This window comes from Methylocystis sp. H62, assembly GCF_015709515.1.
Taxonomy (GTDB): domain Bacteria; phylum Pseudomonadota; class Alphaproteobacteria; order Rhizobiales; family Beijerinckiaceae; genus Methylocystis.
Genome location: NZ_JADNQZ010000045.1, coordinates 56,593 through 82,787 on the forward strand (window position 1 = coordinate 56,593; position 26,195 = coordinate 82,787).

16 protein-coding genes, 1 tRNA gene, 1 pseudogene and 1 CRISPR repeat array are annotated in these 26,195 nt (G+C 65.5%); of the genes and pseudogenes, 7 read left to right on the forward strand and 11 right to left on the reverse strand.

Annotated features, from left to right (window positions below):
- Positions 1 to 140: 140 nt before the first annotated feature.
- The 3 genes from IYY11_RS05290 to IYY11_RS05300 all read left to right on the forward strand — a co-directional run bounded on the left by IYY11_RS05290 (position 141) and on the right by IYY11_RS05300 (position 13,614).
- A complete protein-coding gene (locus IYY11_RS05290; RefSeq protein WP_246719645.1) occupies positions 141 to 5,306 on the forward strand; it encodes a hypothetical protein in 5,166 nt (1,721 codons plus the stop codon).
- Entirely contained in the window at positions 5,303 to 11,155 is a 5,853-nt protein-coding gene (locus IYY11_RS05295) for an MG2 domain-containing protein (protein ID WP_196402958.1), read from the forward strand. Before IYY11_RS05290 ends, IYY11_RS05295 begins: the two co-directional genes overlap by 4 nt.
- Positions 11,156 to 11,226: 71 nt before the next feature.
- Positions 11,227 to 13,614 carry a transglycosylase domain-containing protein gene (locus IYY11_RS05300; protein ID WP_196402959.1) on the forward strand — a complete coding sequence of 796 codons (2,388 nt, stop codon included), beginning with the start codon at positions 11,227 to 11,229 and terminating at the stop codon, positions 13,612 to 13,614.
- Between the two features lie 71 nt (positions 13,615 to 13,685).
- Here IYY11_RS05300 and IYY11_RS05305 read toward each other — a convergent pair whose 3' ends face one another.
- The 6 genes from IYY11_RS05305 to galU form a co-directional block, all read right to left on the reverse strand.
- Complete coding sequence (locus IYY11_RS05305) at positions 13,686 to 14,375, reverse strand: imm11 family protein (protein ID WP_196402960.1); 690 nt, start codon at positions 14,373 to 14,375, stop codon at positions 13,686 to 13,688.
- Positions 14,372 to 15,154: a DUF4261 domain-containing protein gene (locus IYY11_RS05310; protein WP_196402961.1), complete on the reverse strand. Its 783-nt coding sequence runs from the start codon at positions 15,152 to 15,154 to the stop codon at positions 14,372 to 14,374. The genes IYY11_RS05305 and IYY11_RS05310 overlap by 4 nt, the downstream gene beginning before the upstream one ends.
- Before the next feature lie 110 nt (positions 15,155 to 15,264).
- Positions 15,265 to 16,560 carry a UDP-N-acetylglucosamine 1-carboxyvinyltransferase gene (gene murA, locus IYY11_RS05315; protein WP_196402962.1) on the reverse strand — a complete coding sequence of 432 codons (1,296 nt, stop codon included), beginning with the start codon at positions 16,558 to 16,560 and terminating at the stop codon, positions 15,265 to 15,267.
- Positions 16,560 to 16,766 carry a hypothetical protein gene (locus IYY11_RS05320; protein ID WP_196402963.1) on the reverse strand — a complete coding sequence of 69 codons (207 nt, stop codon included), beginning with the start codon at positions 16,764 to 16,766 and terminating at the stop codon, positions 16,560 to 16,562. The genes murA and IYY11_RS05320 overlap by 1 nt, the downstream gene beginning before the upstream one ends.
- 51 nt (positions 16,767 to 16,817) lie before the next feature.
- The gene (locus IYY11_RS05325; protein WP_196402964.1) at positions 16,818 to 18,038 is read right to left on the reverse strand and encodes a beta-ketoacyl synthase; all 1,221 of its coding nucleotides are present in this window, start codon (positions 18,036 to 18,038) and stop codon (positions 16,818 to 16,820) included.
- 173 nt (positions 18,039 to 18,211) lie between these two features.
- On the reverse strand, positions 18,212 to 19,096 hold the full coding sequence (gene galU / locus IYY11_RS05330; protein WP_196402965.1) for a UTP--glucose-1-phosphate uridylyltransferase GalU: 885 nt from the start codon (positions 19,094 to 19,096) through the stop codon (positions 18,212 to 18,214).
- Between the two features lie 219 nt (positions 19,097 to 19,315).
- Between galU and galE the strand changes: the two genes are divergently transcribed.
- The 4 genes from galE (at position 19,316) to IYY11_RS05350 (ending at position 21,340) form a co-directional block, all read left to right on the forward strand.
- Positions 19,316 to 20,305, forward strand: a complete 990-nt coding sequence (galE, locus tag IYY11_RS05335; RefSeq protein WP_196402966.1) for a UDP-glucose 4-epimerase GalE — start codon at positions 19,316 to 19,318, stop codon at positions 20,303 to 20,305.
- A gap of 73 nt (positions 20,306 to 20,378) precedes the next feature.
- The gene (locus IYY11_RS05340; RefSeq protein ID WP_196402967.1) at positions 20,379 to 20,708 is read left to right on the forward strand and encodes an ArsR/SmtB family transcription factor; all 330 of its coding nucleotides are present in this window, start codon (positions 20,379 to 20,381) and stop codon (positions 20,706 to 20,708) included.
- A gap of 2 nt (positions 20,709 to 20,710) precedes the next feature.
- A complete protein-coding gene (locus IYY11_RS05345) occupies positions 20,711 to 21,178 on the forward strand; it encodes an SRPBCC family protein (RefSeq protein ID WP_196402968.1) in 468 nt (155 codons plus the stop codon).
- 85 nt (positions 21,179 to 21,263) lie between these two features.
- Positions 21,264 to 21,340: transfer RNA gene (locus tag IYY11_RS05350), tRNA-Arg, on the forward strand.
- 169 nt (positions 21,341 to 21,509) lie between these two features.
- On the opposite strand, the pseudogene IYY11_RS23750 reads toward IYY11_RS05350, so the two are convergent.
- The 5 genes and pseudogenes from IYY11_RS23750 to cas5e form a co-directional block, all read right to left on the reverse strand.
- A pseudogene (locus tag IYY11_RS23750) lies at positions 21,510 to 21,608 on the reverse strand (phage integrase central domain-containing protein); the annotation flags it as partial.
- Positions 21,609 to 21,735: 127 nt separating this feature from the next.
- Positions 21,736 to 23,350: direct repeats of the CRISPR family, unit length 29 nt; unit sequence GGGTCCATCCCCGCGCATGCGGGGGCGCC.
- Between the two features lie 77 nt (positions 23,351 to 23,427).
- Positions 23,428 to 23,754: a type I-E CRISPR-associated endoribonuclease Cas2e gene (gene cas2e / locus IYY11_RS05355; protein ID WP_196402969.1), complete on the reverse strand. Its 327-nt coding sequence runs from the start codon at positions 23,752 to 23,754 to the stop codon at positions 23,428 to 23,430.
- Complete coding sequence (gene cas1e, locus IYY11_RS05360) at positions 23,726 to 24,715, reverse strand: type I-E CRISPR-associated endonuclease Cas1e (protein WP_210331243.1); 990 nt, start codon at positions 24,713 to 24,715, stop codon at positions 23,726 to 23,728. Before cas1e ends, cas2e begins: the two co-directional genes overlap by 29 nt.
- A 7-nt stretch (positions 24,716 to 24,722) precedes the next feature.
- Positions 24,723 to 25,460 carry a type I-E CRISPR-associated protein Cas6/Cse3/CasE gene (cas6e, locus tag IYY11_RS05365; protein WP_196402971.1) on the reverse strand — a complete coding sequence of 246 codons (738 nt, stop codon included), beginning with the start codon at positions 25,458 to 25,460 and terminating at the stop codon, positions 24,723 to 24,725.
- 6 nt (positions 25,461 to 25,466) lie between these two features.
- Positions 25,467 to 26,195 carry a type I-E CRISPR-associated protein Cas5/CasD gene (gene cas5e, locus IYY11_RS05370; RefSeq protein WP_196402972.1) on the reverse strand — a complete coding sequence of 243 codons (729 nt, stop codon included), beginning with the start codon at positions 26,193 to 26,195 and terminating at the stop codon, positions 25,467 to 25,469.

Genomic DNA, 26,195 nt, shown 5'->3' on the forward strand with positions numbered 1-26,195 from the left:
AGACGCAGAACCTAACCTAAAAGATATTCCCGTCGGCTCCAAATGGCGCCGGCCAAACAAGCGCGTGGGACAGCGGCATGGACGAATCGTCGGCGCAACGAGAGGCGCGTGGCTCTCGACTCAGGCGCGGCGCGCGGCCTATGCTTGACTCCAGCGGCGGCGCGGCCTTTCCGGCAAGTCCGCCGCTGGCTTACGGTGCGCTCATGCGGCGGATCGCGTTTTCTCTTGTCGCCGCCTTTGCGGCGTATTTTGCGCAGCCGTTGTGGCGCGCCACGCAGAACGCCATCGCCGAGACAAGAGCCAAGCCAAGCTCGATCAGCTTTACGCCAGGCGAGTTGGCGGCGGATCGCGACGGGGCGAGCCTCATCGCCGTGCCGGCGCCAGGCCGCTATTCGATTCGTGCAAAAAGTCCCTCCGGCGCGCGCATCGAACTCGTCGACATGATCGCCGGCCCGCTCGACTCAAGCGGCGCGCCCGGCCTGCGCGACGGACGCATCGACGCGCTGCTCGATAAGGGCGTCTACAAGCTACGGGTTTTCGGCGTGAAAGGCGCGAGCGGCAAGGCCGCGCTCTTCGCGCAGGCGTTCGTCGAAGCCGGCCCGTCGAAGCCGACGCTCGCGCCAGGGCGCATCCAAAGCGGTGAACTCGGCGATCTGCAGCAACGCTCCTATTCCTTCGACGTCGGCGCAGAGGGTCGCGTGAGCCTTGAAGCGATCGGCCGGGCGCTCAGCGACTTGCGCGTCTGGCGTAGCGACGGCGAACTCGTCGATCTCGCCTTCGAGCAGGAGACGGTCGAGACAAAGCCGGGCCGCGCGATGACTCGGCTGCGTGTCGAGGGCGCGCTGGAGCCGGGCCGCTATGTCGTCACCGCCTATGGCGGCGAGAAGCTGGTCTGGGCGCAAGGCGATGCGGCGCAGCCCTTCCTGATGCGGCTCGACGCGCCGGCGCTGCTGGCGGCTGGCGTCGCCGAGGGCGTGATCGGCCCCTTCGGCGCCGAGCGTTTCGACGCGCCGGCAAGCTATGACGCTTTCCGTCTCGACCTCGCGCAGACGACGCCGGCGCGGCTTGAAGCGCGGCGCAACGTATCGAGAGAAATCGCGACGATCTCGAAGACCAGCCGCACGCCGTCCGCAAACGTAAGGCTGGCGTCCGACGGCAAGACAAACGCGCGTCTTGAAGTCTCCGGCTACGAGGGTCAGGCGTTCACGCTGCGCGGTCTACGTCAGTCCGACCGCGAAACATTCGAAGCGTCAGGTCCGCATCTTGTCGGCGTCGATCTTGCCGGCGACGGCGGCGACGAAGCGCCGGCGACGGCGCTCTTTGCGCGGATCGAGAAGGACGGCAAGACGCGGGTGATCGCCTCGGACGCGCCGCGCATCGGCGCCGGAAAGGCGTGGCGGGGAAAGTTCAATCTCTTCGGGCCGACGTCGATTCTCTTCGAGGCGACGCGCGACGGGCTCGTCGCCATCGATGCGAAAGGCGTCAAGGTCGACGCTTCGATCGAACCGGCGCTTGGCGCGCTGGCGCCCCGCGCAGATGGAAAGAACCCGGCGCGCTACGATCTCCAGGCGGGCTATTATTTTCTCAAGCTCGAGCCGAAAGGCGATTCCGGCGGCGTCATCGACGTGACGCTCGGGCCGCCCGGACTTTCTGTTGCAGCGCCTGCGGCGGCGCCTTCGCGCTCCACTATTTCCTTCGGGACGCAGACTCTCGAAAGGGACGGCTCCTATCTGATTTTGGCGAATGTCGCGCCGCAACTCCTAACCGGCCCGCGCGTCGTCGCGCTTCCCGTTGAACTCGACAAGGCGCCATTGGCGCTCTGGCAGGACGCCGGCAAAGACGTCGCGCTGCCGGTGCGGCTTCCCAAGACCGGCAAGGCGATTGCGCGCGATGCGCATGGCGCCGACGTCGCGCTGAGCTTCGCCGATCCAAAGGAAGAGAACGCGCAACGTCTGACGACGATAAACATCGCGGCCGCGGAAAAGCCGCGCGCGCTCGGACTCATCTTCGTTCCCGAACCGACGCCGGCAAAGATGGATGAAGCAGGCAAGCCTGCGTCCACCCCACTTTCAGCCTCAGTCGCGCGTCCGGCCTTCTTCGATCTCGCCCGCGACGAAACGAAGCGTCTGCGCTTCGACGTCGCGCAAGGCGGGCTTTTCCGAGTCGAAACGCTGGGGCGCATGAAGACGGCGCTGCGCGTCGGCGCGAACGTCTCGCCGCGGCTCGGCGAGGGTGAAGCAAACGGACCCGGCGACAATGCGCTGGTGACGGCCTTTCTGCGCGCCGGCGCCTATCGCGCGGCTGTCACCGCGAAAGACTCCGCCGGCCATCTCGGCCTTGCCGTCTCCCCTGCGACACTCGCGCCGACGGCGAAACTCGTCGATACGGGAATCGCGCGCGCGACCCTCGATTCCGGCAGGGGCGCGATCGTGCCGATCGAGATCACGCGCGAGAGCGACTATCGCATCGAGCTACTCGGCGTGAAACAGAAATGGCGCGCGAGATTGGAGGACGCCGACGGCTGGCCGCTCGCGGCGCCGGGCGAAATGCAGCGAGTCACACGGCGGTTCGAGAAAGGCGTCTATCGGCTCGTCGTCATGCCGAAAGACGTCGAAGCGCGGATGGTCGCGCGATTGACGCCGATCGTCGCCGCGACGGCGCTGGAAGGGCATGGTCCGCATCCCCTGCCCTTCGGCAAAGCCCAGAGGTTGCAATGGCGCGAACCGCAGGCGCGCGATGCGCCGCGCGCGCCCGACGTCTGGCGCTTCGCGCTCCATGGCGACGCCGAGATCAATCTTTCGATCGGCGACGGCATGATTGGCGAAATTTTCAAAGGCGAGAAGGAGAGCGTCGGCAAAGTCGCTGCGGGCAGGCCGTTCAAATCGAAGCTGTCGGCGGGCGACTATCGAGTTGAGGCGCGAAGCCTCGCCCATGACGATCGCCTCGATTACGACGTTTCGCTCGACTCGAAGGAATTGCAGCCCGATGCGCCACGCGCGGTTCAGCCGCCGACGCACGTCGATTTCGCGCTGGCGAAGGACAGCGTCGTCGACCTTGCGAGCTTCGGAGACATCGAAACAATCGGCGTGCTGAAAGACGGTAGGGGCGACGTGATCGAGCGCCTGCAGCCACGCGCCGATGACTGGAATGTCGCGCTGTCGCGGCGGCTGCCAGCGGGAAATTACCGGCTCGAACTCGAACGACTCGGCGCACAGCCAAGCGCCCCAGTGGAGACTGAAGAAGCGCCGAGCGAGGAAGCGCAAGAACCTTCCAGCGAAGGGGACGTCGCGGAAAGCGAGGATGCGCCTCTCAGCGGCGTCGAGCTTCGCCTCGCGCTGCCTGCCGAGAAGAATGACGGCGCACTGGCGCTCTCGGGCGACAAGACGCTGAACGGCGCCGGCGCACATATCCTTTCTCTGCCGCCTGCTCCCTCGGCGAGTCTCGCGCTCATTGCGGCGCGCTCCGAAGCCGACGTCGCGATCTCGATCGAACGGCGCGACGCCGACGGCAAATGGCGTGCGATCGGCGTCGAGCGCGGACGCGCGCCCGTTGCGGCCTGGCCTGCGGCCGGCGACGTCGAACTGCGCGCGGTCGTTTGGGCGATCGGCGGCGAAGACGCGCCAATCACGCTCGCCGCGCGCGCCGTCGAACGCCGTGCGCGCAAGCTTGGCGAAGTCGCGCTTGACCCCGTCGACGGCGTCGCGGGGGTCTGCGTCGCCAAGATCGCAACCCCCGACGCGGCCCTCGTAACGTTAGCGTCGAAGGAGGACATCGCCGCCGGCTCGATGGCGGGAACATTATTGCGCGCGGCGCGCTCCGGACCGCTCGCGCCGCAAGCGCAAGAACTGTGGCTGATGGGGCGCGGCGACTGCGCGTCGCCGGTCGGCGTCGCCGCTTTCGACTGGAAGGGCGCCGAGATTTCGCTCGACATCGGCGAAGGCGAGCGCGCGCATCTCGTTCCGCTCGCGCCAGCCGCCGGCAAGCTGCGTCTATGGCTCGCGCGATCCGCCTTTACGCAGCCGGCGCTTGATGGCGGACGCGGCGTCGGCGTGGCGAAGGGCGCGGCGCTGGCGCTTGCCGGCGACACGCCGCTCGCGCTCTGGAACGGTGAAGGCAGCGCGCCGATGCGCGTCGCGCTTGGCGCCATTGACGTCGAGACGCTGCCGGCGATCAAAGGCGGCGCGCTGTTTTCGGGAATCGTCCCGCCGATGAGCGCGCTACCCATTGATATGGATGAAGCCGCCGGGCCGCTCGCGCTCGATCTCGCCCGAGGGCTCGCCGCCTTCGCGCAGCCGCGCGTCGTCTTCAGCGATGGCGCCGCCACGTCGCGCATTCTGCACGGCGTCAAATCGCGCGTGCTTCTCGTCAACATGACGCAAGCGCCGCTGCCGGCGCGCATCGCGCGCGAGCCGGGCGAGAACAGACGGCTCGGCGCAACGCGCGCATTTACGCGCTTCTTCCCGGCTGCGGGGCAAATCGTACTGCCGCTCGACGCGCAGCAAAACGACAGGCTGATCGTCAGCGGCGCGCAGGCGACGGTCATATCGAACAGCGGCCGTGTTTCACGCGGCGAGAACATTGCGCTTGATGGGGCGGGCGAAGCGATCATCGAACATGGACCCGGGCTCGTCGCCTTCTGGATCGAGCGCGCCGGCGCCACGCCCTGGTCCGCGGTCTCGGCGCGCGCGCTCAATCCGCCGCAGCGCGTGGCGTTAGAGGGCGCGGCGATGCGCTTTTCGATCAAGGGCGACAAGCCGGCGCTGTTGAGAGCGACCGGCGGCGCGCCGGCGATCGTCGGCTTCACGCAGAATGGCAGGCGGGAGACGCTCGCTTTCGCCAATGGCGTCGATCTTCATCGCTACATGACGCCGGGCGACGCGACGCTCGACATTTACGCGCCCTACGAAGGCGCACTGTCCGGCATGCTCGATATTTCGACGCAGCCCGTTACTGAGGCGCATGAAGGCGTGAACGACGCGGTGGCGGTCTCGCCCGGCGCGAGCGCGCTCTTCAGCTTCGAGGTGAAGGACGCGCGCAACATCGGCCTCGGCGTGCGCGCGGAACCCGACCGAGTCAGCGCGCGGCTCATGGATGCGCAAGGCAAGACGCTCGGCGACGGCGTCGCGCAAACGATGACGCTTTCGCCCGGCCGGTATTTTATCGAGGCGCGCACGCCCGCCGACGCGCCGGCGACGACGATTCGCGTCGCGATCGTCGGACTGTCGCCGCCAGCGAACGCGCCGCCGGCGGAGATCGTCGCGGAACTGCTCGACAAAGCCGGCATGAAGAAAAGCAAGGCGCAATGATTGCGAAAGGCGCGGCGATGAAAAACATTCTGCTTCTCTCTCTCTGCGCGCTCCTTGCCGCGACGGCGCCGCTGCACGCCGAGGCCCCGCCCGTGTTCGATCGCGCGCAGCGCGCCGATGGCGCGCGCGTCGCGCCGGATCGGTTTTTGCGCGCCTTTGATCCGGTGACGGTGTTCTTTTCGAGCGACACGGGGCCGAAGGCCGGCGGCGCGGAAGACACGCCGCAAAAATATGTGGCGATGACGCCGCAGCCCACCGGCGAATGGCGCTGGCTCGGTCCGCGCGCGCTGCAATTTCGTCCCGCCGACGCCTGGAAACCGCTATCGCGCGTCGACGTGAAGCTCGGCGCGACGGAGATTAAACTCGTCGCGCTGCTGCCGACGCCGCGTTCCACGAATCCCGCCGAGGGCGCCGATCCGCAGCTCGAACTGACGCAGATCGCCCTCACCTTCGCCGAGCCGGTCGACGTCGCCGCGCTCACGCGGCTGCTGACGATCGAAATTCGTCCCGCGCCGGGCGTTTCGCCGCAAGGCGGACAGTTGCTCAGCGCTTCCGCCTATGAGATCCGCGCGCTGGAGCGGGGCGAGCGCGCCGAGGAGCAGACCTACGTCATCCGTTTCCGTGAACGGATCGCCGACGGCCGCGTCGCCATCCTGCGGCTGCGGCTTTCCGACGAAGCCGGACTCGACGACCAGACCTATGAATTGCGGCTGCGCACCGCCCCGCCCTTCGCGGCCACGGAGGCCAGCTGCGGCCACGGCTGGAACGACGACCGCGCCGAAAACGTGTTGCGTTGCGCATCCTATCTTACGACGCCCGAGAGCAGCGAAGAGGAAGGCGACGCCGCCGCCATCCCCTATGCGCCGGCGAGCAAACGGCAGCTCACACTCTCCTTTAATGCGACGCCCGAGACGATCGACATTCTGCGCGCGCGCGAGGCGCTGCGGATCACGCCGCCCGTCGACGATCTTGCCGTCGAGATCGACGGCAGGCGGCTGCGCATCGTCGCGAAGTTCCTGTCGGACCAGGTTTACGAGCTCTCCATCGCCGCAAGCGCGCTGAAAGACTCGCAAGGACGCGCGCTGGCGAACGCCTTCTCGCAGCGCTTCGCCTTCACCCGCGACGCGCCGGCGCTGCAATGGGATGCCGGCTATGGCGTCGCCGAGCGTTTTGGCCCGCAACTGCTGCCGCTGCGCGGCCGCGGCTATGACCGCGCCGACATCCGCATCCACGCCATCGATCCGCTGTCGCGCGACTTTTTTCCCTTCCCGGCGCATGGCGTCGACACGAGCGATTCCGACGCGCCGCCCTTGCCCGGCAACGAGCCGAAGTCCTGGAGCGAGATCGCCAACATCGAGGCGGAGGCGATCAAGCAGCGCGTCAAGTCGCTGGGATCTCCCGCGGTGTCGCGGCTCGTCGATCTGCCGATCCGCCGTAATGGCCCCGATGCGAAATTCGGCGTCGACCTGAAGGAGGATTTCGCCAAGGTCAGCGGTCGCGATCAACCGGGAACCTATCTCGTCGGTCTGCGCGCCGTCGATGACGACAAGCGCCGCTGGCTGCGCGTGCAGATCACCGATCTCTCGCTGTCCGCCATCGAAGAGCCGACGCGGGTGCGTTTCGCGGTCACGTCGCTGTCGACGACGCAGCCCGTGAGCGGCGCGCAAATCCGCGTCGAAGGGATCAAGGACGAAAAATTCGTCACGCTCGCGAGCGGAACGACCGACGCTTCCGGCTTCTTCTCCTGGACGCCAGACAAGCGCGGCGCCGGCGAAGCGCGCCGCATCGTGGCCAACAAGGGGCTCGACACGCTGGTCATCGACCCCAACAGCGCGCCATCGGAATATTCGCGGGAAATCTGGTCGAAGCCGGAATCGGAATGGCTCGCCTGGACGAGCGAGGCTGACCAGCCGCGCGCCGAAAAGCCGCGCACGCTCTGCCATCTCTTCTCGGAGCGGCCCATTTATCGGCCGGAAGAATTCGCGCACATCAAGGGCTTCGTGCGCAGCTACCGCGGCGGCGCCCTCAGCCTGACGAAGACCGGCGGAACGCTTGTCGTGACAGGGCCCGCCAATCAGGAATGGCGCATTCCGGTGAAGCTCGACGCAGCCGGCGGCTTCTATCACAAGTTCGATGCGCAAACTCAGGCGACGGGCGACTATTCGGCGCGGTTCGAACCGGATGCGCCGAAAAAGGCGAAGAAGGCCGAAGCGCAGAAAGCCGAATCGGACGAAGCGGTCGAGGGAGATAACGAAGCCGCCGAGCCCGCTCAGGACATTTCCTGCGGCCAGTTCACGTTTAAGAAAGAAGCCTATCGACTGCCGACGTTTGAGGTCGTGCTCAATGCGCCGCAGACCGTTGCGCTCGACGGGACCTTCGACGTCGATCTTCTCGCCCGTTATTTCGCTGGCGGACTTGCGGCGGAGCGTCCCGTCAAATGGCGGGCCGCGCAATTTCCGCATGTCTTCACGCCGCCAGGCCGCGAAGGCTTTCTGTTTTCGACCGACGCGCGCTTCTCCGGCGACGGCAAGTTCAAATCGACCGCCGTGCTCGAGCGCGATCAACGCACCGACGCCGGCGGCGCCGCGCGCATGACCTTCGACACCGCGATCGAGCCGACGGCGCAGCCGCGCCGCTACTCGATCGAAGCGACGGTGACGGGCGACGACGGCATCGAAGTGCGCAATGTGCAGAACGTCATCGCGCTGCCGCCCTTCGTGCTCGGCGTGAAGACGCCGCGCTATGTCGAGCGCCCCGGCGCCGTGACGCCGGAGCTCATCGCCATTGACGGCAAGGGCGAGCCGGTCGTCGGCCTCGAGATGACGCTGCGGCTCATCAAGCGCAATTGGATTTCGACGCTGCAGGCGTCCGACTTCGCGCAGGGCGCGGCGAAATACGTCACGCAGACGCAGGACGACGTCCTGATCGAACGCAAGGTGACGAGCGCCAAGGAGGCGCAGAAAGTCGAATTGGCGACGCGCGACGCCGGCGTCTATGTCGTGCAGTTAGAAGCCTATGACAGGCTCAAGCGCCGGCAGCAGGTGAGCGTCGACTTCTTCGTCGGCGGCGATACGCCTGTCACCTTCGCGCGGCCGCCCGCCGAATCCGCGACGATCACGACCGACAGGGACAAATATGCGCCCGGCGAGTCAGCGACGCTCATCATTCAGTCGCCGTTCCAGAATGCCCGCGCGCTCGCCATCGTCGAGCAACCGAACGGCGTCTACGACTATGAGTTCGTCGACATCGCCAACGGTTTCGGCCGCTACGCCGTGCCGGTCAGGAAAGAGCAGACGCCGAAGCTCGCCGTGCATTTCCTGATCATGCGCGGACGCCTGAAGGATGCGCCGCCGCAACCGACGGCGAGTTTCGATCAGGGCAAGCCTGTCACCATCGCGGCGACGAAATGGGTCGAGGTGACGCCGGTCAAGAACATCGTCAATGTGAAGATCGACCATCCGGCCAAGGCGCGCCCGGGCGACGCGGTCGAGGTCGCCCTGCGGCTTTCCGACGACGCCGGCAAGCCGCTATCCGGCGAAGCGACCTTCTGGATGGTCGATCAGGCGGTGCTGTCGCTCGCAAAGGAACGACCGCTCGATCCCCTGCCCGACTTCATCGTCGAGCGCGAAACCAAAATGGCGGCGCGCGACACGCGCAACATGGCTTTCGGCGACATTCCGCTGGAGGAGATCGCCGGCGGCGACGGCGACGACCTGCAGGAATGGGGCGCCGAGAACAATATTTCCGTGCGCAAGAATTTCACGCCCGTGCCGATCTATCTGCCGAGCGTGAAGATCGGCCCCGACGGCGTCGCTAAAATCAAGGTGCAGCTTCCCGATACGCTGACTGTGTTCAAGCTGCGCGCCAAGGCGGTGAGCGGACCGGACCGTTTCGGCGCGGCCGGCGGCGAACTGCTGATCCGTCAGGCGCTCGTCGCGCAGCCGGCGTTGCCGCGCTTCATCCGACCGGGCGACGCTTTCGACATCGGTCTTGTCGCGCGTATCGTCGAAGGGCCCGGCGGCGCAGGCAAGGCGTCGATTACGGCGCCGGCCCTGACGCTCTCGGGCGAGACGAGCCGCAAAATCGAATGGACGCAGAACAAGCCGGTGCGCGTCGATCTGCGCGCTGCGGCGCCGGCTGGGCTTTCAGGCGACGCGACGCTCGGCTTCCGCATCGAGCGCGATGCCGACCATGCGAAAGACGCGGTCGAGATCGCTCTGCCGGTGAAGGGAGATCGCGAAGCGACGCGACGCTTCGAATTGGTCGAGATCGCGCCCGGCGAAACCAAGACGATTGCTCCTGCTGGCGCGCAGGCGCGGCCGGGCAGTTTCTCGCGCGAGACGATCGTCGCCGCCGATCCGTCGATCGTGAAGCTCGTCGCCGGACTCAACGCGCTTGTCGAATATCCCTATGGCTGCACCGAGCAACGGCTGTCGCTCGCGCGCGGCGGACTTGCGCTCAAGAGCTTCGGGCCGATTCTCGCCGCGGCGGGGCTCGAGGATCGCGTCTCCGCCAATGTGAAATCGACGGCGCAGATCATCGACCAGTCGATCGACGCCGACGGGCTCGTCGCCTTCTGGCCGCGTTCGCGCGGCACGGTCTCGCTGACCGCCTGGTCTTATGATTTCCTTGCGCGGGCGGAACGCGCCGGCGAGCCGATCGACAAGACGCTACTGGATCGTCTCGCCAATATCCTGAAATTGTCATTGCGCTCGGATTATCCGCGACTGCTGTCGGGCGATGAATTGCGCGAGCGCGTCGAGGCGCTTTCGGCGCTGGCTGAAGGCGGCAAGCTCGACGACTCCTATGTCGCTGAATTTTCGCGCCGCGCCGACTTCCTGCCCAATATCAGCGTCGCGCAGATGGCCTCCGCCGCCGCGCTTCTGCCCAATGTCGATCAGCGGGCTGTCGCGGCGCTGATCGATACGATGTGGAGCCGCGTGAAATTCGCCAGCCGCAACGGCGTGCAGGTCTATGCCGGACAGGCGGCGGAGAGCGCTTCGCCGATCATTCTGCCTTCCGAGACTCGCAGCCTCGCCGAAATGGTGCGCGCCGCGGCGCTCACCGCCTCAGGGGATCCGCGCGCCAATGCGCTGCGCGATGCGCTGCTGCGGCTGGGCGAAGGCGACGGCTGGGGAACGACCAACGCTGACGCCGCGGCGATCGAAGCGCTGGCCGAGGGGTGGCGGCGGCCGACCGCGCCGATCGGCGTGACCTTCAACGATGGCGGACAGGATCGCGCGCTGACGCTCGACGCCAATACGCCGGTCGTCCGCCATGTCTCCAGCAGCGACGCGCCGCTGAAGATCGCCAACGGCTCCAACACGCCGCTCGTCGCGATGATCGAGACAAGCTACATGCCGGCGGAGCCGGGCGCAAAGGCGCAGGCGACGAGCGACGGCTTTACGATCACGCGGCAGGGCTGGCGCATCGAAAGCGGCAAAGCCCCAGAAAAGATCGAAGCTCGCGACGGCGTTTTGCAGGTGAAGCAGGGCGACCTCATCGAAGAGACGGCGGAAGTGGTCAATCCCGAGGATCGCACGCATATCGCGATTTCGATCCCGCTCGCCGCGGGCTTCGAGCCGCTCAATCCCAATCTGGCCACGGCGCCCGCCGAAGCGCAGCCCTCAATGGCGCCGACGCTGCAGCCGACATGGGTCGCCTTTGGCGATGACCGGGTGTTCTACGCCTATGATTCGCTGCCGAAGGGAGCCTACCGCTTCGCCTTTCGCCTCCGCGCCCAAACGGCGGGCGCCTATACGCAGCCGCCGGCGATTGTCGCAGCGATGTACAAGAAGGGCCTTCGCGCGACGAGCGCGGGGGGGCGCGTGGAGATTGGGAAGCAATGAAAGTTAGCGACGTCACGCCGACGCGCGCCTTCTCCCGCTTGCGGGAGAAGGCGTCATGCGAAGCATGACGGATGAGGGTCGCTGGGTTCTCCCTCACCCGACCCCGCTTCGCGGGGCCACCCTCTCCCGCAAGCGGGAGAGGGTTCGCGCGCCCAATCTTTCTTGCTCTCATCGCGACATTCATTGCAACCGCCGCCTGGCTCTCGTATGAAGCGCTGTCGCGCGCCGAGCTTATTTCTCCGCGCGCCAGCGCCATCGTCTATGATCGCAACGGCGCCTTTCTCACACAAATCGGCGAGAAGACTCGCGATCCTGCGACCAAAACCCTGCGCGTCGATTACGGCTATTGGCCGCTCGCCTCAATTCCGCAGCGCGTGGCGCGCGCGACGCTCGCTCTCGAAGACCGCCGCTTTTACGATCATCCCGGCGTTGACCTGCGCGCGCTGGCGCGCGCCGCATGGCGCAATATGACGACGCGCGGCAGACGCGAGGGCGCCTCGACGATCGCCATGCAGGTCGCGCGCATGCAGACGGAGCGCCCGCGCAGCTTCGCCGAAAAGCTGATGCAGGCGGGAACAGCGCTCGCGATCATCGCGCGTCACGGCCATGAAGCGACGCTCGCGCATTATCTGCGGCTCGCGCCTTATGGTCTCAACGGACATGGCGTCGCCTACGCGGCGCGTTTTTATTTCGACAAGCCGGTCGAAGACCTCTCCTGGGCGCAGGCGGCGCTGCTCGCCGCCATTCCGCAATCGCCAGGACGGATGAACATCTCCCGCGAGAGCGGTCTGACACTGGCGACGGCGCGCGCGCGGCATGCGCTCGCGCGGCTCGAAGACGAAGGCGCGCTCGACGCCGCGCAGGCGGCGCTGGCCCGCGCCGAACTCGATCATATGCGCCCGCTCGACGCCAAGCGGCGTCCCGAGACTCTGCATCTGGCGCTGCGCTACGAAACGCTCGCGCGCGACGGCGTGGCTCGGCCGGTCGCGGAGGGCGACCGACGCATCACTGCGACGATCGATCTGGCGGTCGAACAGGACGTGCTGCATCTCGCCCGCCGCTATCTTTCGAATTTCCGCCGCCGCGGCGCGCGGCAGGTCGCGGTGATGGTCGTCGAGCGGGGAGCCAACGCCGTCATCGCCGACGTCGGCTCCTCCGACTACAACGACCCGCAGGCCGGGGCGTTCGATTTCACCCGCGTGCGGCGTTCTCCGGGTTCGACGCTAAAACCCTTCATCTATGCGCTGGCGTTCGAGCGCGGCGTTCTCAAGACGACGGATCTCTTGAACGATATTCCCGAAGGCGCCTCCGGCGTATCGAACGCCGACGGACTCTATCTCGGACCACTGACGGCGCGTCAGGCGCTCGCCAATTCCCGCAACGTGCCGGCGACAAATCTGCTGCGGCGCGTCGGGCTTGAGGCGAATTTCAACTTCCTTCGCGACCTCGGCCTGCACGATCTCGACACACCGGCGGAGAGTTTCGGAATTTCGATGGCGATCGGCGCGCTGCCGGCGCGGCTCGAGGATGTGATGCGCGCCTATGCCGCGCTCGCCGACGACGGGATCATGCACGACCTTGCGTTCACCCGCGACGAATCGCGACGTCCGGCGCGGCGCGTCTTATCGGTCGACAGCGCGCGGCTGATCGCCTCGATGCTCTCCGACCCGCAGGCGCGGCTTCCGTCCTTTCCGCGCTATGGGCCGCTCGAATATCCGTTCGCCGTCGCCGTGAAGACCGGCACGTCACAAGCCTATCGCGACGCCCTGACGATCGCCTTTTCGCAGAAATTCATCGTCGGCGTATGGCTCGGGCGCGGCGACGCCGGCGCGATGCGCACGATGACGGGCGTATCATCGGCGGCGCGGCTCGCCCACGCCGTGCTCGTAAAGCTCCATGACGCCAAGCCCGGAGACATCGCGCCGGAAATATTTGCGCCGCCGCCGGGTCGCATCGCCATCGATCTCTGTCGCGCTGGCGATGGCGCCGACTGCGCGCAGACGCTGCGCGAATGGGTGAAGCCGGAAGACGCCGGTTGGAGCCAGACGCAACATCCGCGTCCTCATCCTGAGGCGCCGCGAAGCGGCGTCTCGAAGGATGTTCCGGAAACAGCGCTCTGCGCGCCGCCAGCCTTCGAGGCGCGCCTTTCAGGCGCAGCGGATAATACGTGCAACCCTCAAGCAATGAGCGTCGCGCCGCTCGTCATCGCGACGCCGGAACACAACACGCATATCTGGCGCAACCCGGAGCAGCCCGAGCGCTTCAACCGACTCGCGTTGAAACTCGCGCCCTCAGGCGCGGATGCGCAGATCGTCTGGACGATCGACGGCGAACCTTTCGCCACGGCGCAGGCGAACGAGACCGTGTTCTGGCCGATGACGCCCGGCAGACATCGCATTCAGGCGCGGCTTGCGCTCGCGCCGATCGCGTCGCGCACGGTGAAGATCGTGATCGAGTGACGCTTGGGCGCCATCAATCCTGCTTCTCGCGATAAGCAGCCTGCGCACGCCACGAATGGAAGGGACCGGCTTCAATCGACGCCAATCTTGTAGATGTCCGCGCCTTTCAGGCCGGCCGCTTTGTAGGAATCTTTCACGAACTGGTCGCAGTAGACGCGCCCGTCCATCTCGACAATTCGGAATAGATGCGCGGCGCCAACCGCTTCAGGCTTGAGGTGCACATAACGCTCAGAAACAATCGGATACGACGGAAAACCGTCCGGCTCGGTTCGAACCTTGACTTTCGTCGACTTGCCGACGTCGATCACGTCCCCTCCGAAAAGCATTCGGGTGACCGAACAGAGCCAATATTCCGGCCCCGCTTCGCCCGACGACCATTCGGTGTCGCGTTTGCGATACTCGCAGGCCCCCGGATCGACCCGCTCCAAAAAGGCTTTCATCGCGGATGTGACAAACCAGAGACCGTCCTGCGCCTCGACGTCCCGCGCCGGGCGGCCGATTTTTTTGTCGAACATAAGCAGCGGCGGCTCGCGATAGTCCGGAAGCCGCCAGGGATGACGCGGCAGCTGCGCATAGCCATCCGGCCAGGCCGGGTGGGCGAGGATCGAACCGCAGGCCTGCGAGCGCTCCCTATTCGCCAACTCGAAGAAAGGCGGGCGCACAGTCAGCGCCGCGCGGAACCTGTAATATTGAGGCGCTTTGGGTTTTCGTCCGCGCAGGCGCCGAGTCTCCGCCGGAACTTCAGCCGCCGACTGCGTCATGCGCCGCCCTTCCCCTGAAAATGAAGGCGATAGACCGACTCTCCGGGGATGAAGCCAGACGTTTCATGCCGCACGACAATCTTCGTCGCCGCGTCCGGCCCGATCGTGTCGCCGTCCTTGATGACAGGCCCCGTCTCGATCAGATAGCCGGCGAGATCGAGCATCAATCCGTTGAGCTTACGCGGATCGCCCGCGAACCCTGCGGCTTCGATTTCCATGAGGCCGAAGGCGGCGAGTCCGCGCGTCACGCCCGACACGCCGCCGTCGGCGTCGCGGCTGAGCTTGATCGCGACGCAAAACGCAACGGGCGGCTTCTGCTCGCCGGGCGCGATGTTTTCTGCGACAAGCGGCGCCGGCCAAAGCGAGTCGGAACTCGCCCAATGCACGGCCAGAGCGTCTCTCGTCGCGTCAACGACTGCGGCGACCAGCTGCCCGTGCAACGCCGCGCGGCGCTTGGCGTCCGCGCCGCCACTGACGCTCGCCAGCAGATGCGCCTTGTGTTTTGAAACCGCCTCCCAGGCGTCCGGCCAATACCAGGCGAATTGCACGCAGGGATCATCGTTCGAAATCGGGCATGGCGCGTCGACCTTCCCGACAGCGAACATGTAGTCCTCATAGAGGAAAACGAGCGTTCCGTTCGCGTCGGCGACGATGTCTTCGGGGATAACGATATTCGGAACCCGCGCCTTTATCGCCTGCGCCAAAACCGCATTGCCCGGAAATTCTTCGCCGGCCGTCATCACGATCGCCAGCATCGAGTCAGTTGTCGAGGATGACATGACCATTCTCTCGCGCGTGATTTACTCTTCCCGGTCGCCGCCAGCGACCGCGGCAAGTTCATTCACGCTGATGCGAGGAATGTGGATCGTCGAAGAACGACGTCCGCCCCTCACCCCGCCGCGGTGATGCGCTCGATTTCCGCGCCGCAGCCGCGCAGCTTCTTCTCCAGGCGCTCGAAACCGCGATCGAGATGATAGACGCGATTGATCGTCGTCTCGCCGCGCGCGGCGAGCGCCGCAATAACGAGCGAGACAGAGGCGCGCAGATCCGTCGCCATCACCGGCGCGCCATCGAGGTGATCGGCTCCCGTCACGATCGCCGTATCCCCTTCAAGCTTGATTTGAGCGCCGAGCCGCGCGAGCTCCTGCACATGCATGAAGCGGTTCTCGAAAATCGTCTCGGTGATGCGCGAAACGCCCTTGGCGCGCGTCATCAGCGCCATGAACTGCGCCTGCAGATCGGTCGGGAAGGCTGGAAACGGCGCCGTCGTGACATCGACAGGCGAAATGCCGGCGCCGTTACGCGTCACCCGCAGTCCTTCATTCGTCTCGGTGATGCTGGCGCCCGCCTGCACGAGGGCGTCGAGCCCCGCCTGCAGAAGATCGGCGCGCGCGCCGGCGAGCAGAACGTCGCCCCCCGTCATCGCCACCGCCATGGCGTAAGTGCCGGCTTCGATGCGGTCGGGCATGACCGCGTGTCTTGCCCCGTAAAGCGTACCCACGCCCTCGATCTCGATCGTCGACTGGCCGGCGCCCTTAATGCGCGCGCCCATTTTTATGAGACAGTCGGCAAGATCGACGACTTCCGGTTCGCGCGCGGCGTTGCGCAGCACGGTGGTTCCGCGCGCGAGCGACGCCGCCATCAGCGCGGTATGCGTGCCGCCGACCGTGACTTTAGGAAAGTCGATCTCGGCGCCGACCAGACCGTTCTTCGCCGAGGCGACGACGTAACCATTTTCGATGTCGAGTTTGGCGCCGAGCTTTTCCAGCGCCATGAGAAGAAGATCGACAGGGCGGGTGCCGATCGCGCAGCCGCCCGGCAGCGATACGCGCGCCTCTCCGCAACGCGCGACAAGCGGCGCGAGCACCCAGAAGCTGGCGCGCATGCGCGAGACAAGGTCATAGGGCGCGGTGGTGTCGACGATCTCGCGCGCGGTGAGGTGAACGGTGCGGCCGGCGTCGACGGACTCGCCGGTGCGCTTGCCGGCGATGGCGTAATCCACGCCATGATTGCCGAGAATGCGCTCGAGAAGCATCACATCCGCGAGGAGCGGCATGTTGGCGAGCGTCACGGTTTCGCGCGTCAGGAGCGATGCGATCATCAACGGCAAGGCGGCGTTCTTCGCGCCGGAAATCGGGATCACGCCATTGAGCCTGGTCCCGCCGACGATCTTGATCTTATCCATCACCCCTCGCTGTCGGTTTTCGAGTCCTCGCCGTGTTTCGCGGGCGCCTGGTCTCGCAGCGCGCGCTCGCGCGCCTTGCGACGGGCAAGATTGGCGCGCAAGGCGGCGGCAAGCGCCGCCTTCTTCTTCGGCTCGCTGTTAGACTTCGGGCTAAAATCCGCCCCTTTTGGGGCGCCCCTCCTGCCCTGCTCGTCGTTCTGGGTCATCGCGTCGACCGCCCCTCTTGCAAACTCCTGCGATTCTAGGGCCCTACCCGATCAAGTCATCGCCCGCACGGCGAGCGTGGCATTGATGCCGCCAAAGGCGAAAGAATTCGAGAGCGCGACGCGAATCGGCATTTGGCGCGCGACATTGGGAATGGCGTCGACCTGGCACTTGGGGTCCGGCTCAAGAAAATTGATCGTCGGCGGGGCGATTTGATCGCGCAGCGCCGAAATCGTCACGACGAGCTCCAGCCCGCCGCTCGCGCCGAGCGCATGGCCATGAACGGGTTTGGTTGACGAAACCGGCGGCGGCGCATCGCCAAAGACGGCGCGCATCGCCAGGGACTCGGTGATGTCATTGGCGTAGGTCGCCGTGCCATGGGCGTTGAGATAGTCGACGTCTCCGGGCTCCAATCCGGCGCTGTCGAGCGCAAGCCGCATGCAGCGCGACGGACCTTCGACATCGGCGCGCAGCGGATCAAACGCGTCGCTTGTCGTGCCATAGCCGGCGAGTTCGCAAAGCGGCGTCGCGCCGCGCGCCAGCGCGCCTTCCAGCGTCTCCAGGATGAAGACAGCGGCGCCTTCGCCAAGCGTCATGCCGTTGCGCTTCGACGAAAACGGGCGGCAGAGATCCGGGGTGAGAACGCGCAGCGCCTCCCACGAACGAATTGAACCGTTGATCACGCAGGCTTCCGCGCCGCCGGCGATGGCGCGGTCGGCGCGCCCGGCGCGCAGCATTTCAAAGGCTTCGCCGATGGCCTGCGCCGCCGAGGAACAGGCGGAGGCGAGCGCGAAGGTCGGTCCCTTGGCGCCGTAGCGCATGCCGAGAGTCGTCGGCGCGGCGCTCGGTATCAGGCGCGGCACGGTCAACGTGTCGGGGCGGCCGTCGAGCTTATATTCGAGATAGGCGTTGTTATCGATGGTCGTGGCGCCGCCGATGCCGGTGCCGATGATGACCGCGGTGCGTGGCCCGCCGGCCGCTTTGCGCTCGAACCCGGCTTGCGCCAGCGCTTCATCGGCGGCGACGATGGAAAATTGGGTGAAGGGATCGCAGTAGGGGAGCAGTTCGGCTTCGAGATAGGCGGCGGGATCGAAATCCGGGACCTGCGCGGCGATCTTGATTCGCCCCACATAGGGGCGCTCGGATTTCAGCGGGCGCACGCAAGACACGCCGTCGCGCGCCGCGCGCCACAGCGGCGTCGCGCCAACGCCGGCGGCCGACACCGCGCCCATTCCGGTAATGACAATTCTACGCGCGGCGCCCTGTTGCGGCATCAATGTTCAATCCTTTGCTTGATTTCAACCACGCGCGGCGACGCGCCGATCTTAAGAATCGTTTGAAGGTTTAATGAGGCGCGCGCCCGCGTCAAACGGGGAACCCGGCCGCGGACAAGAGCCGCAGCTCGCCCGAGACGCGCACAAGCCGCTGTCTTTTTTGGATATACACTCTATTCGAGCATCTTCTTCAGCTCGGCGCGCAGGCCCTCCGCGACGTCCGGCCGCGCCAGCCCAAAAGCCACATTGGCCGTGAGAAATCCGAGCTTTGAGCCCGTATCATAGGTGCGTCCGTCGAAGCGGACGGCGTGGAAGGGCCGCGTCTTCGCAAGATGGATCATGGCGTCGGTGAGCTGAATTTCGCCGCCCGCGCCTTTTTCATGCTTTTCGAGCAGCCCGAAAATTTCCGGCTCCAGAATATAGCGACCGGAAATGATGAAATTGCTGGGCGCGGTTCCCTGCGGCGGCTTCTCGACCATGCCGGTGATCTCGAAGGTCGAGCCGTAATCCTTGCCCCTCGCGACGATGCCGTATTGATGCGTCTCTTCCGGCTTCACTTCCTCGACCGCGATGATATTGCCGCCGTGTTTTTCGTAAGCCGCGACCGCCTCGGCGAGACAGCGCGCGCTCTGTCCCCGCGCCGGAAGCGTGATCATGTCGGGCAGCAGCACCGCGAAGGGCTCGTCGCCGATGATGTCGCGCGCGCACCATACGGCGTGGCCGAGGCCAAGCGGCGCCTGCTGACGGGTGAAGCTCGTGGCGCCGGCGGCCGGCAAGTCCGACATCAGCGCTTCATATTCCTTGGTCTTGTTGCGGCGGCGCAGCGTGTCTTCGAGCTCATAGGCCATGTCGAAGTGATCTTCGATGGCCCCCTTGCCGCGGCCGGTGACGAAAATGAAATGCTCTATGCCAGCTTCTCGCGCTTCATCGACGACATGCTGCACGACCGGACGGTCGACCACGGTCAGCATTTCCTTCGGCACGGCCTTGGTGGCGGGCAGGAAGCGCGTGCCGAGGCCCGCGACAGGGAAAACAGCCTTGCGAATGCGTTTGCTCATGGAGAAGCCCGTTGAGAGGTGAGACGGCGAAGGGGTGATAGCGGCGAATCGCTCCGGAGGCGACTCGTCGCAGCGTCGACCGAAGGCGGCTTGAAACTCGGCCGTTTAGCACGATTTGGCTGGATCGTAGAGTTCGCGACGCGAACGGCGCAAAGGCATTGAGGAGCTTCAGGCTGCGGCGTTCACGCCAGGCGGCGGATACGAGAGGAAGGTAGCGGCATGACGGTTCTGGTTACGGGCGGCGCCGGCTATATCGGCAGTCATACGGTTCTCGAACTGCTCGACGCCGGCGAAGGTCCGCCCGTGGTGCTCGACGATCTATCCACCGGTTTTCGCTGGTCGGTTCCGGAGGGGACGCCTCTCGTCGTCGGCGATTTCGGCGACGCGGATCTCGTCGCCGATCTGATCGAGCGCCACGGCGTCGATGAGATCATTCACTTCGCCGCAAAGATCGTCGTTCCCGACTCCGTCGCTGATCCGCTCGGCTATTATCTCAACAATACGGCGAAAGCGCGCACCCTGCTCGCGACGGCGGTGGCGCGTGGCGTCAAGCGCTTCATCTTTTCTTCGACCGCCGCCGTCTACGGCGACCCGCTGCAAAATCCGGTCAGCGAGGACGAGCCGTTGAAGCCGGTTTCGCCCTATGGGCGATCGAAGCTCATGGTCGAGTGGATGCTGGAGGATACGGCGCGCGCGCACGGTCTTGCCTATGTCGCCCTGCGCTATTTCAACGTCGCCGGCGCGGATCCGAAGGGGCGTTCGGGGCAATCGACGCCCGAGGCCACGCATCTCATCAAGGTCGCCGTGCAGACGGCGCTCGGCCTGCGCCCAAAACTGCAGGTGTTCGGCGACGATTACCCGACGCCTGACGGCACCTGCGTGCGCGACTATATCCAGGTCACCGATCTCTCGCGCGCCCATCTCGACGCCTTGCGCCATCTGCGCGGCGGCGGCGCCAATCTCACCGCCAATTGCGGCTATGAGCGCGGCTTTTCCGTGCTCGAGGTGATCGAATCGGTGAAGCGGGTTTCGGGCGTTGATTTCGACGTCGAGATGGCGCCGCGACGGCCGGGCGACCCCGCGGCGATCGTCGCGGCGAACGAGAGAATTCGCCGGACGCTCGGCTGGACGCCGCAGCATGACAACCTCGACGAGATTGTTCGCCAGGCGCTGGAGTGGGAGAAGCGCCTCATGGCGCGCGGCGACTGATCGTCGATCAAAAAACTTAAGTGAGTGATGAAGTTTTTCTTGTCCTCGCGCCTGCGGAACGATACTTAAGCACATGCCTAAGCGTTCGGATAGCCTCGATCGCATGTTCTCGGCGCTCGCCGATCCAACGCGACGCGCCATGATCGAGCGCCTTGCGCGCGGGCCGGCGAATGTCAGCGACTTGGCCAAGCCGCTCAACATGTCGCTGCCTGCGGTCATGCAGCATTTGCAGACTCTGGAGCGGAGCGGGCTTGTGACGAGCCGAAAGGTCGGGCGCGTGCGCACTTGCCGCATCCAGCCAAAAAGATTCGACGCCGCTCAGGCGTGGCTCGCGCGCCAACGCGCGCATTGGGAGGCGCGCTTCGATCGTTTGGACGCGTTCCTGGAGAAAAGCGAGGATTAAGGATGGGCGATCAAAAACTCGATCTTGAAATTTCCCGCTTGGTGGCCGCCCCCCGCGCGCGCGTCTGGAAGGCTTGGACCGACCCGACGCTCTTGAAGGAATGGTGGTGCCCGCGGCCCTGGAAGACCGAGGTCCGCGCCTTCGACTTCCACCCCGGCGGCGCCTTCCACACCTTCATGAGCGGGCCGGATGGCGGAGAAAGCGATAATCCCGGCTGCTTTCTCGACATCACGCCACAGGAGCGCATCGTCTTCACTTCCATGCTGATCGGCGGCTGGCGTCCCGCCTCGCCCTGGCTCGCATTTACGGCGATCCTGACCATGGCCGACGAGGGGCCCGGCACGCGCTACGTCGCGCGCGTCATGCACAAGGACGACGCCGAACGCCGGCGGCACGAAGAGATGGGGTTCTATGACGGTTGGGGCGCTTGCATCGCGCAGCTCGAAGAAGTGGCGCGGAATATTTCCTGAGGCGCAATGGGTCCCACCTGCGACGGCAGAAGGTTGCATGCGGGAATTTTTCTAAAACGCGCCCTGTGCTAGAGAGGGGCGACGCGGTCCCGTAGCTCAGCAGGATAGAGCAGCGGTTTCCTAAACCGAAGGTCAGGGGTTCGAATCCCTTCGGGACCGCCAGATATTTCAATTAGTTACGGTATCGATCTCCCGGTTTTTGATCTTAGGGGTAACGATAGGGTAACACAAATTCGCAGCATTAAATACTCCGCGCCGCGATCCGCTCCATCGGCTCCCGCTAGTTACCCTTCGGCTCCGGCTGGTTCTGCGCCGCCGCCCCCGCCTAGCTCAATATGGTGCCTATCCGCTGACGGACGCGGCGCGCCGTTTCGGGTTTCGATAGCCAGATCGGAGAGAGGACGCGTAGGACGTGTGGACTGTCGATCTCCTACGTATACTGTTGTAATAATATGGTATTCAATAACATTAAAATCGTTGAGCCAACATTTTAACCAACATTTCTTCCTGGACTGAACCGGATGAATTCGGCCACTTGGGCACGCTGCACAGACGCTGGGTCCATCCCCGCGCATGCGGGGGCGCCATGCCTCCGCTCGCTGCGGCGTAACTCCAATCGGGTCCATCCCCGCGCATGCGGGGGCGCCTGCATGATCAGCGCGGACAAGAGCACGTTGAAGGGTCCATCCCCGCGCATGCGGGGGCGCCGCTGATCATGCAACAGCTCCGCGACCTGAACAGGGTCCATCCCCGCGCATGCGGGGACGCCTCGTCCACGTCGTAGACCCACGGTAGCGTCGCGGGTCCATCCCCGCGCATGCGGGGGCGCCCTGCCGCCGCGCACTTCATAGCCGGCAGGCGTGGGTCCATCCCCGCGCATGCGGGGACGCCTGTCTCGGCTCGACATAGGAGACGTGCATGTAGGGTCCATCCCCGCGCATGCGGGGGCGCCGTCCCGCTGGCCTGTTTCGTAATCATCATGGCGGGTCCATCCCCGCGCATGCGGGGGCGCCTCCTTCTGCGCCGCTGCGAGTTCTTTCCCGACGGGTCCATCCCCGCGCATGCGGGGGCGCCGGGCTGGGGGAAACGCCGACAGGGCATGAACAGGGTCCATCCCCGCGCATGCGGGGGCGCCAGCACGTTGGACGAGTTGCCGTCGAAGGCGACGGGTCCATCCCCGCGCATGCGGGGGCGCCCACTTCGGCGACCCTGATTTCAGAGATATGACGGGTCCATCCCCGCGCATGCGGGGGCGCCGGCGTCGCGTGGTATGTGGCAGAGGTGGAGAGGGGTCCATCCCCGCGCATGCGGGGGCGCCATGGCGATGCTCGCGCCCCGGATCAGCGATACGGGTCCATCCCCGCGCATGCGGGGGCGCCTCCGGCAAGGGAACGGCGGCGGAAATCGTCTACGGTCCATCCCCGCGCATGCGGGGGCGCCCTCGATTCCCTTCCCAAACTGGCGCAGCGTGAGGGTCCATCCCCGCGCATGCGGGGGCGCCGGATTTCTGCCGCCCCGGCGCGGTCCTGGTGGGGGTCCATCCCCGCGCATGCGGGGGCGCCGCGCTCTACAACGCTGGGCGCGAGTATGGGGCGGGTCCATCCCCGCGCATGCGGGGGCGCCCTGCGGCGCTGGGCTATGTGCAGTGGCTATGCGGGTCCATCCCCGCGCATGCGGGGGCGCCAACGCCGACATGCAGTCTTGGGGCAAGAACAAGGGTCCATCCCCGCGCATGCGGGGGCGCCCCAAGGTTTCTGAGCGGTCAGCGTCAGGTGGCGGGTCCATCCCCGCGCATGCGGGGGCGCCTTCAACCGCAATCACACGACGATCAACTACGCGGGTCCATCCCCGCGCATGCGGGGGCGCCTCGATCATGCCCAACGTAAACACGTCCGTTGAGGGTCCATCCCCGCGCATGCGGGGGCGCCGTTAGGAATAGTGAGGAGCAGTTGGCTGTATTGGGTCCATCCCCGCGCATGCGGGGGCGCCGGGCGCGTCGTGTAGGGAACTTGGCCCTTGCGGGGTCCATCCCCGCGCATGCGGGGGCGCCTTCTTGTCCGAGACCTTCAGCGTGATCGAGGTGGGTCCATCCCCGCGCATGCGGGGGCGCCCTAACAAGGCTCGCGAAGATGCTCGTCATGACGGGTCCATCCCCGCGCATGCGGGGGCGCCTCTTGGGTCCAAGTTATTCGCATCATTCACGATTTCAAACAACACGCGACGCACGATAGCGCGACGCTCCGGGAGCGTTAAGTCGAAATAGACCGGTCTTTAGTCTTTGGCGGCCGGCGCTTGACGACCATAACCCCATCGAGTTCCACCAAGTCCACAGCCGGCAACCCGAGGGTCTCAAGTCCGAGCCCACTTATCGTCGCGTTGTCCTTCCAAGCCATCACGACCGAACCGCCGGGCAAGGTGCGCCACCAATCGGTCAGCACGCTCCACACTCTGTCGCGCACCCCCTTGTTAAGTTCCGGCGAAACATAGACGCCCGGAGCGACTTCGGGCATCACGGATGCGAGAAAACCGCGATAGCGGTCCGCGACGTCACGGGTCACGATTATCGTCGTCGGCATTTCCGATACTCTGTTCGACATCGGCTTGAAGACAGGCCAAATTGGCCGGGGTAGATTTTCGGGGTCGGCGAGGGCCACTCTCGCCTTCCGCACTTCCTTCGAAGAGTTCCTTAATCCGGTCTATCATCGATGAGATTACGGTCTGCCGGCGCAGGATTTCTCCGGTCGTGCGGCGCGCAAGGCGCTCGACGCTTAACTCGCGTGCTTTCTTGAATGCGGCTGCCGCCCTAAAGGCCGCCGGTATCGTGATGGTGTCTCGAAACAGGTCCGCGACATCCAGCACGAAGCTTTGGCCGGAGTCCTCGTGGATAAAACCGAGCTGGGGAACGGTCGCGGTCGCCGTCACTGCTATGGCCGCTGCGGCTTCCACTGCGCTCGCTGCATGATTGATGGCCTGATTCGGAACATCTGCGGAGTTAGGGTTGGTTCTGTCATAGCGCCGTCCCCGCCATTCGACGCCATAGCGGTTAGCCAGACTTGAGTAGAGCGCCTTCACTCGCGCCCCTTCGATGCCGCGCAGAACCGCGATGTCGCGATGAGGTAATATCTCGCCAAGTCGCCAAGCGTACATCCGACGCGCCACGTGCAGCCGCCCGCGTTTCTCATCTGACCATAGCGTCACTTGCCTGCGCGCGAGATTGGAGAAATCCGGCAGGAGCGGAGGCGCCGTGTAGAGCCGCACGCCGTCATCTCCGACCGCCGCCAGCCCAACGCCGTGGCGCGCCAGCAACCGCAACGCGTCATGACTTACGGTCGAACCGGGCCCTAGGAGGACAAGCGATATCGACTGATGGGGAATCGTGTATTCGCCGGCTTGAACTGCTCCTCCACCGGCCGAGGTGAAACGCAGGCAACCATCCTCCACCGAAAGGCCGCCTCGGTCGAGAAATATAAGTCCATGCCGGTCCGAATGGGGGAGACGGGCCGATTCCAACCCGAGGCGTCCGAGAAGCACTGACACATTCTCCTTACGGCGGTTTCAGTAGCAACATCCCGAAACCGAAAGCACGAAAACGTCCAATGCCGCGTCGGAGTAATTCCGCGAATGCGGAGCTGTCCTTCACACGCAGGACGCCCGAAAACGTCGCGTCCGGTCCGACCAAAATGCTGACCGACCTTCGCTCACCCTGATTCCGCGTCATTAGCCGCGTTTGGCGCAGCGCCTCTATTTGGTAGGTCTCGACCTCGGCCGCAGTTGAGCGCGCGAATTGCTTTTTGAGCCAGCGACCATAAAGGTCGCCGCGCGTAGCAGACGCTGCTTCTCCCGCCCGCACGCCCGAATAGATGTCGCGCTCCTTCGCCGCCGTTTGCCCATCTCGCGAACGACCTGTTCGTCGCACGGGACGGATGCGGACCCGAAATCCCAGAGGCGTTCCAGGGGCAAAGTCGTGCGGCATGACTTTGGCCTCCGCCTCATCGAGATTCAGAACGCCCGAAAAGGTCGGGTCCGAGAAAGCGGCAGCATGAGCGCGTAAATCTTCCAAAGACGCGGAGGAATACGCGAGAAGACGACCAGAGGGGCCGCCCCCTGGTTCCCCCGGCGCAAAGAGCTGGAATGGTTTCGGCGCTCTGTCACCGAAACTCGCGGCGAAGACTGCGTGCACGGCGTAACCCGCATCATCGCCGGGCGGGAGGAGGCGTTCACGCGCCGCGAGGCGAGCCAGTCGGCCGAAGTCGGGGCGGAAGGAGAGGAGATGAAGGCTCATCAAACTCTATCCGCCGGTAAATGCCGTTCGTGGCAGGCTGCCGGACCAGCGCACAGTGTCGCCGGCATGGACGCCCGCAACCCAGTCGCGACTGTCGCAACGGTGGATGGCGCGGAACCGCTCGGGCCGATGATCGCTCGCTGGTAATTCGACGAGGACGTCGGTCTCTCGGCCCCTGCGTTCCGGCGCCAAAGGAACGGTTTTCAAGGCGTCGAGCAGTGTGTCCGCCTCCACGAAGCGGTCGAAAATCGGCGCTGAGGGAAGACAGGGCTTTCGCCCAATGAAGAGGGGCCGGAACGGTTCCCTGAGAGCGGCCGCAATCGCGTCAATGTCGGGCGTCTCGTCTAATGGAGTGAGATAGATAGCCACGAGTGCGCTCGCGTCGGCGTCGTGGTCGCGATAACGGATATGCGGGGCGGAATAGGTCCCTTCGCCGCCGGCGCGTTCATCTGGCTTGCCGCGAGTGGTCCAACCTTTATCGGACTTTTCCAGTTGAACTGTCTGGAACTCGGTAAATCGTCCCGCTCTCCGGTCGAGCCGCGCGGCGTAAACCAGTCGGTCCTGGAGACGTTGATGGAGCGTCCGCTCTTTCCGTTGGTAACCAAGGGCGTTCGCAATAAGGCCGGTCAACAGGGACGCCGAGGGCAGGTCGGATATCGGACCAAAGGCATCAACCATCACATCGCCGAAAGCGACAAGCGGTGCCTCCAGGCGCAAAATGAGGAAACGTGGCAT

What these genes read in the sequence shown, in the direction of transcription:
- cas2e (WP_196402969.1), bottom strand. Translation starts at nt 23,754, where the DNA reads ATGCCGACGACGATAATCGTGACCCGTGACGTCGCGGACCGCTATCGC.
- IYY11_RS05305 (WP_196402960.1), bottom strand. Translation starts at nt 14,375, where the DNA reads ATGACGCAGTCGGCGGCTGAAGTTCCGGCGGAGACTCGGCGCCTGCGC.
- galE (WP_196402966.1), top strand. Translation starts at nt 19,316, where the DNA reads ATGACGGTTCTGGTTACGGGCGGCGCCGGCTATATCGGCAGTCATACG.
- IYY11_RS05310 (WP_196402961.1), bottom strand. Translation starts at nt 15,154, where the DNA reads ATGTCATCCTCGACAACTGACTCGATGCTGGCGATCGTGATGACGGCC.
- IYY11_RS05340 (WP_196402967.1), top strand. Translation starts at nt 20,379, where the DNA reads ATGCCTAAGCGTTCGGATAGCCTCGATCGCATGTTCTCGGCGCTCGCC.
- cas6e (WP_196402971.1), bottom strand. Translation starts at nt 25,460, where the DNA reads ATGAGCCTTCATCTCCTCTCCTTCCGCCCCGACTTCGGCCGACTGGCT.
- IYY11_RS05300 (WP_196402959.1), top strand. Translation starts at nt 11,227, where the DNA reads ATGAGGGTCGCTGGGTTCTCCCTCACCCGACCCCGCTTCGCGGGGCCA.
- IYY11_RS05320 (WP_196402963.1), bottom strand. Translation starts at nt 16,766, where the DNA reads ATGACCCAGAACGACGAGCAGGGCAGGAGGGGCGCCCCAAAAGGGGCG.
- IYY11_RS05290 (WP_246719645.1), top strand. Translation starts at nt 141, where the DNA reads ATGCTTGACTCCAGCGGCGGCGCGGCCTTTCCGGCAAGTCCGCCGCTG.
- IYY11_RS05295 (WP_196402958.1), top strand. Translation starts at nt 5,303, where the DNA reads ATGATTGCGAAAGGCGCGGCGATGAAAAACATTCTGCTTCTCTCTCTC.
- IYY11_RS05325 (WP_196402964.1), bottom strand. Translation starts at nt 18,038, where the DNA reads ATGCCGCAACAGGGCGCCGCGCGTAGAATTGTCATTACCGGAATGGGC.
- cas5e (WP_196402972.1), bottom strand. Translation starts at nt 26,195, where the DNA reads ATGCCACGTTTCCTCATTTTGCGCCTGGAGGCACCGCTTGTCGCTTTC.
- galU (WP_196402965.1), bottom strand. Translation starts at nt 19,096, where the DNA reads ATGAGCAAACGCATTCGCAAGGCTGTTTTCCCTGTCGCGGGCCTCGGC.
- murA (WP_196402962.1), bottom strand. Translation starts at nt 16,560, where the DNA reads ATGGATAAGATCAAGATCGTCGGCGGGACCAGGCTCAATGGCGTGATC.
- IYY11_RS05345 (WP_196402968.1), top strand. Translation starts at nt 20,711, where the DNA reads ATGGGCGATCAAAAACTCGATCTTGAAATTTCCCGCTTGGTGGCCGCC.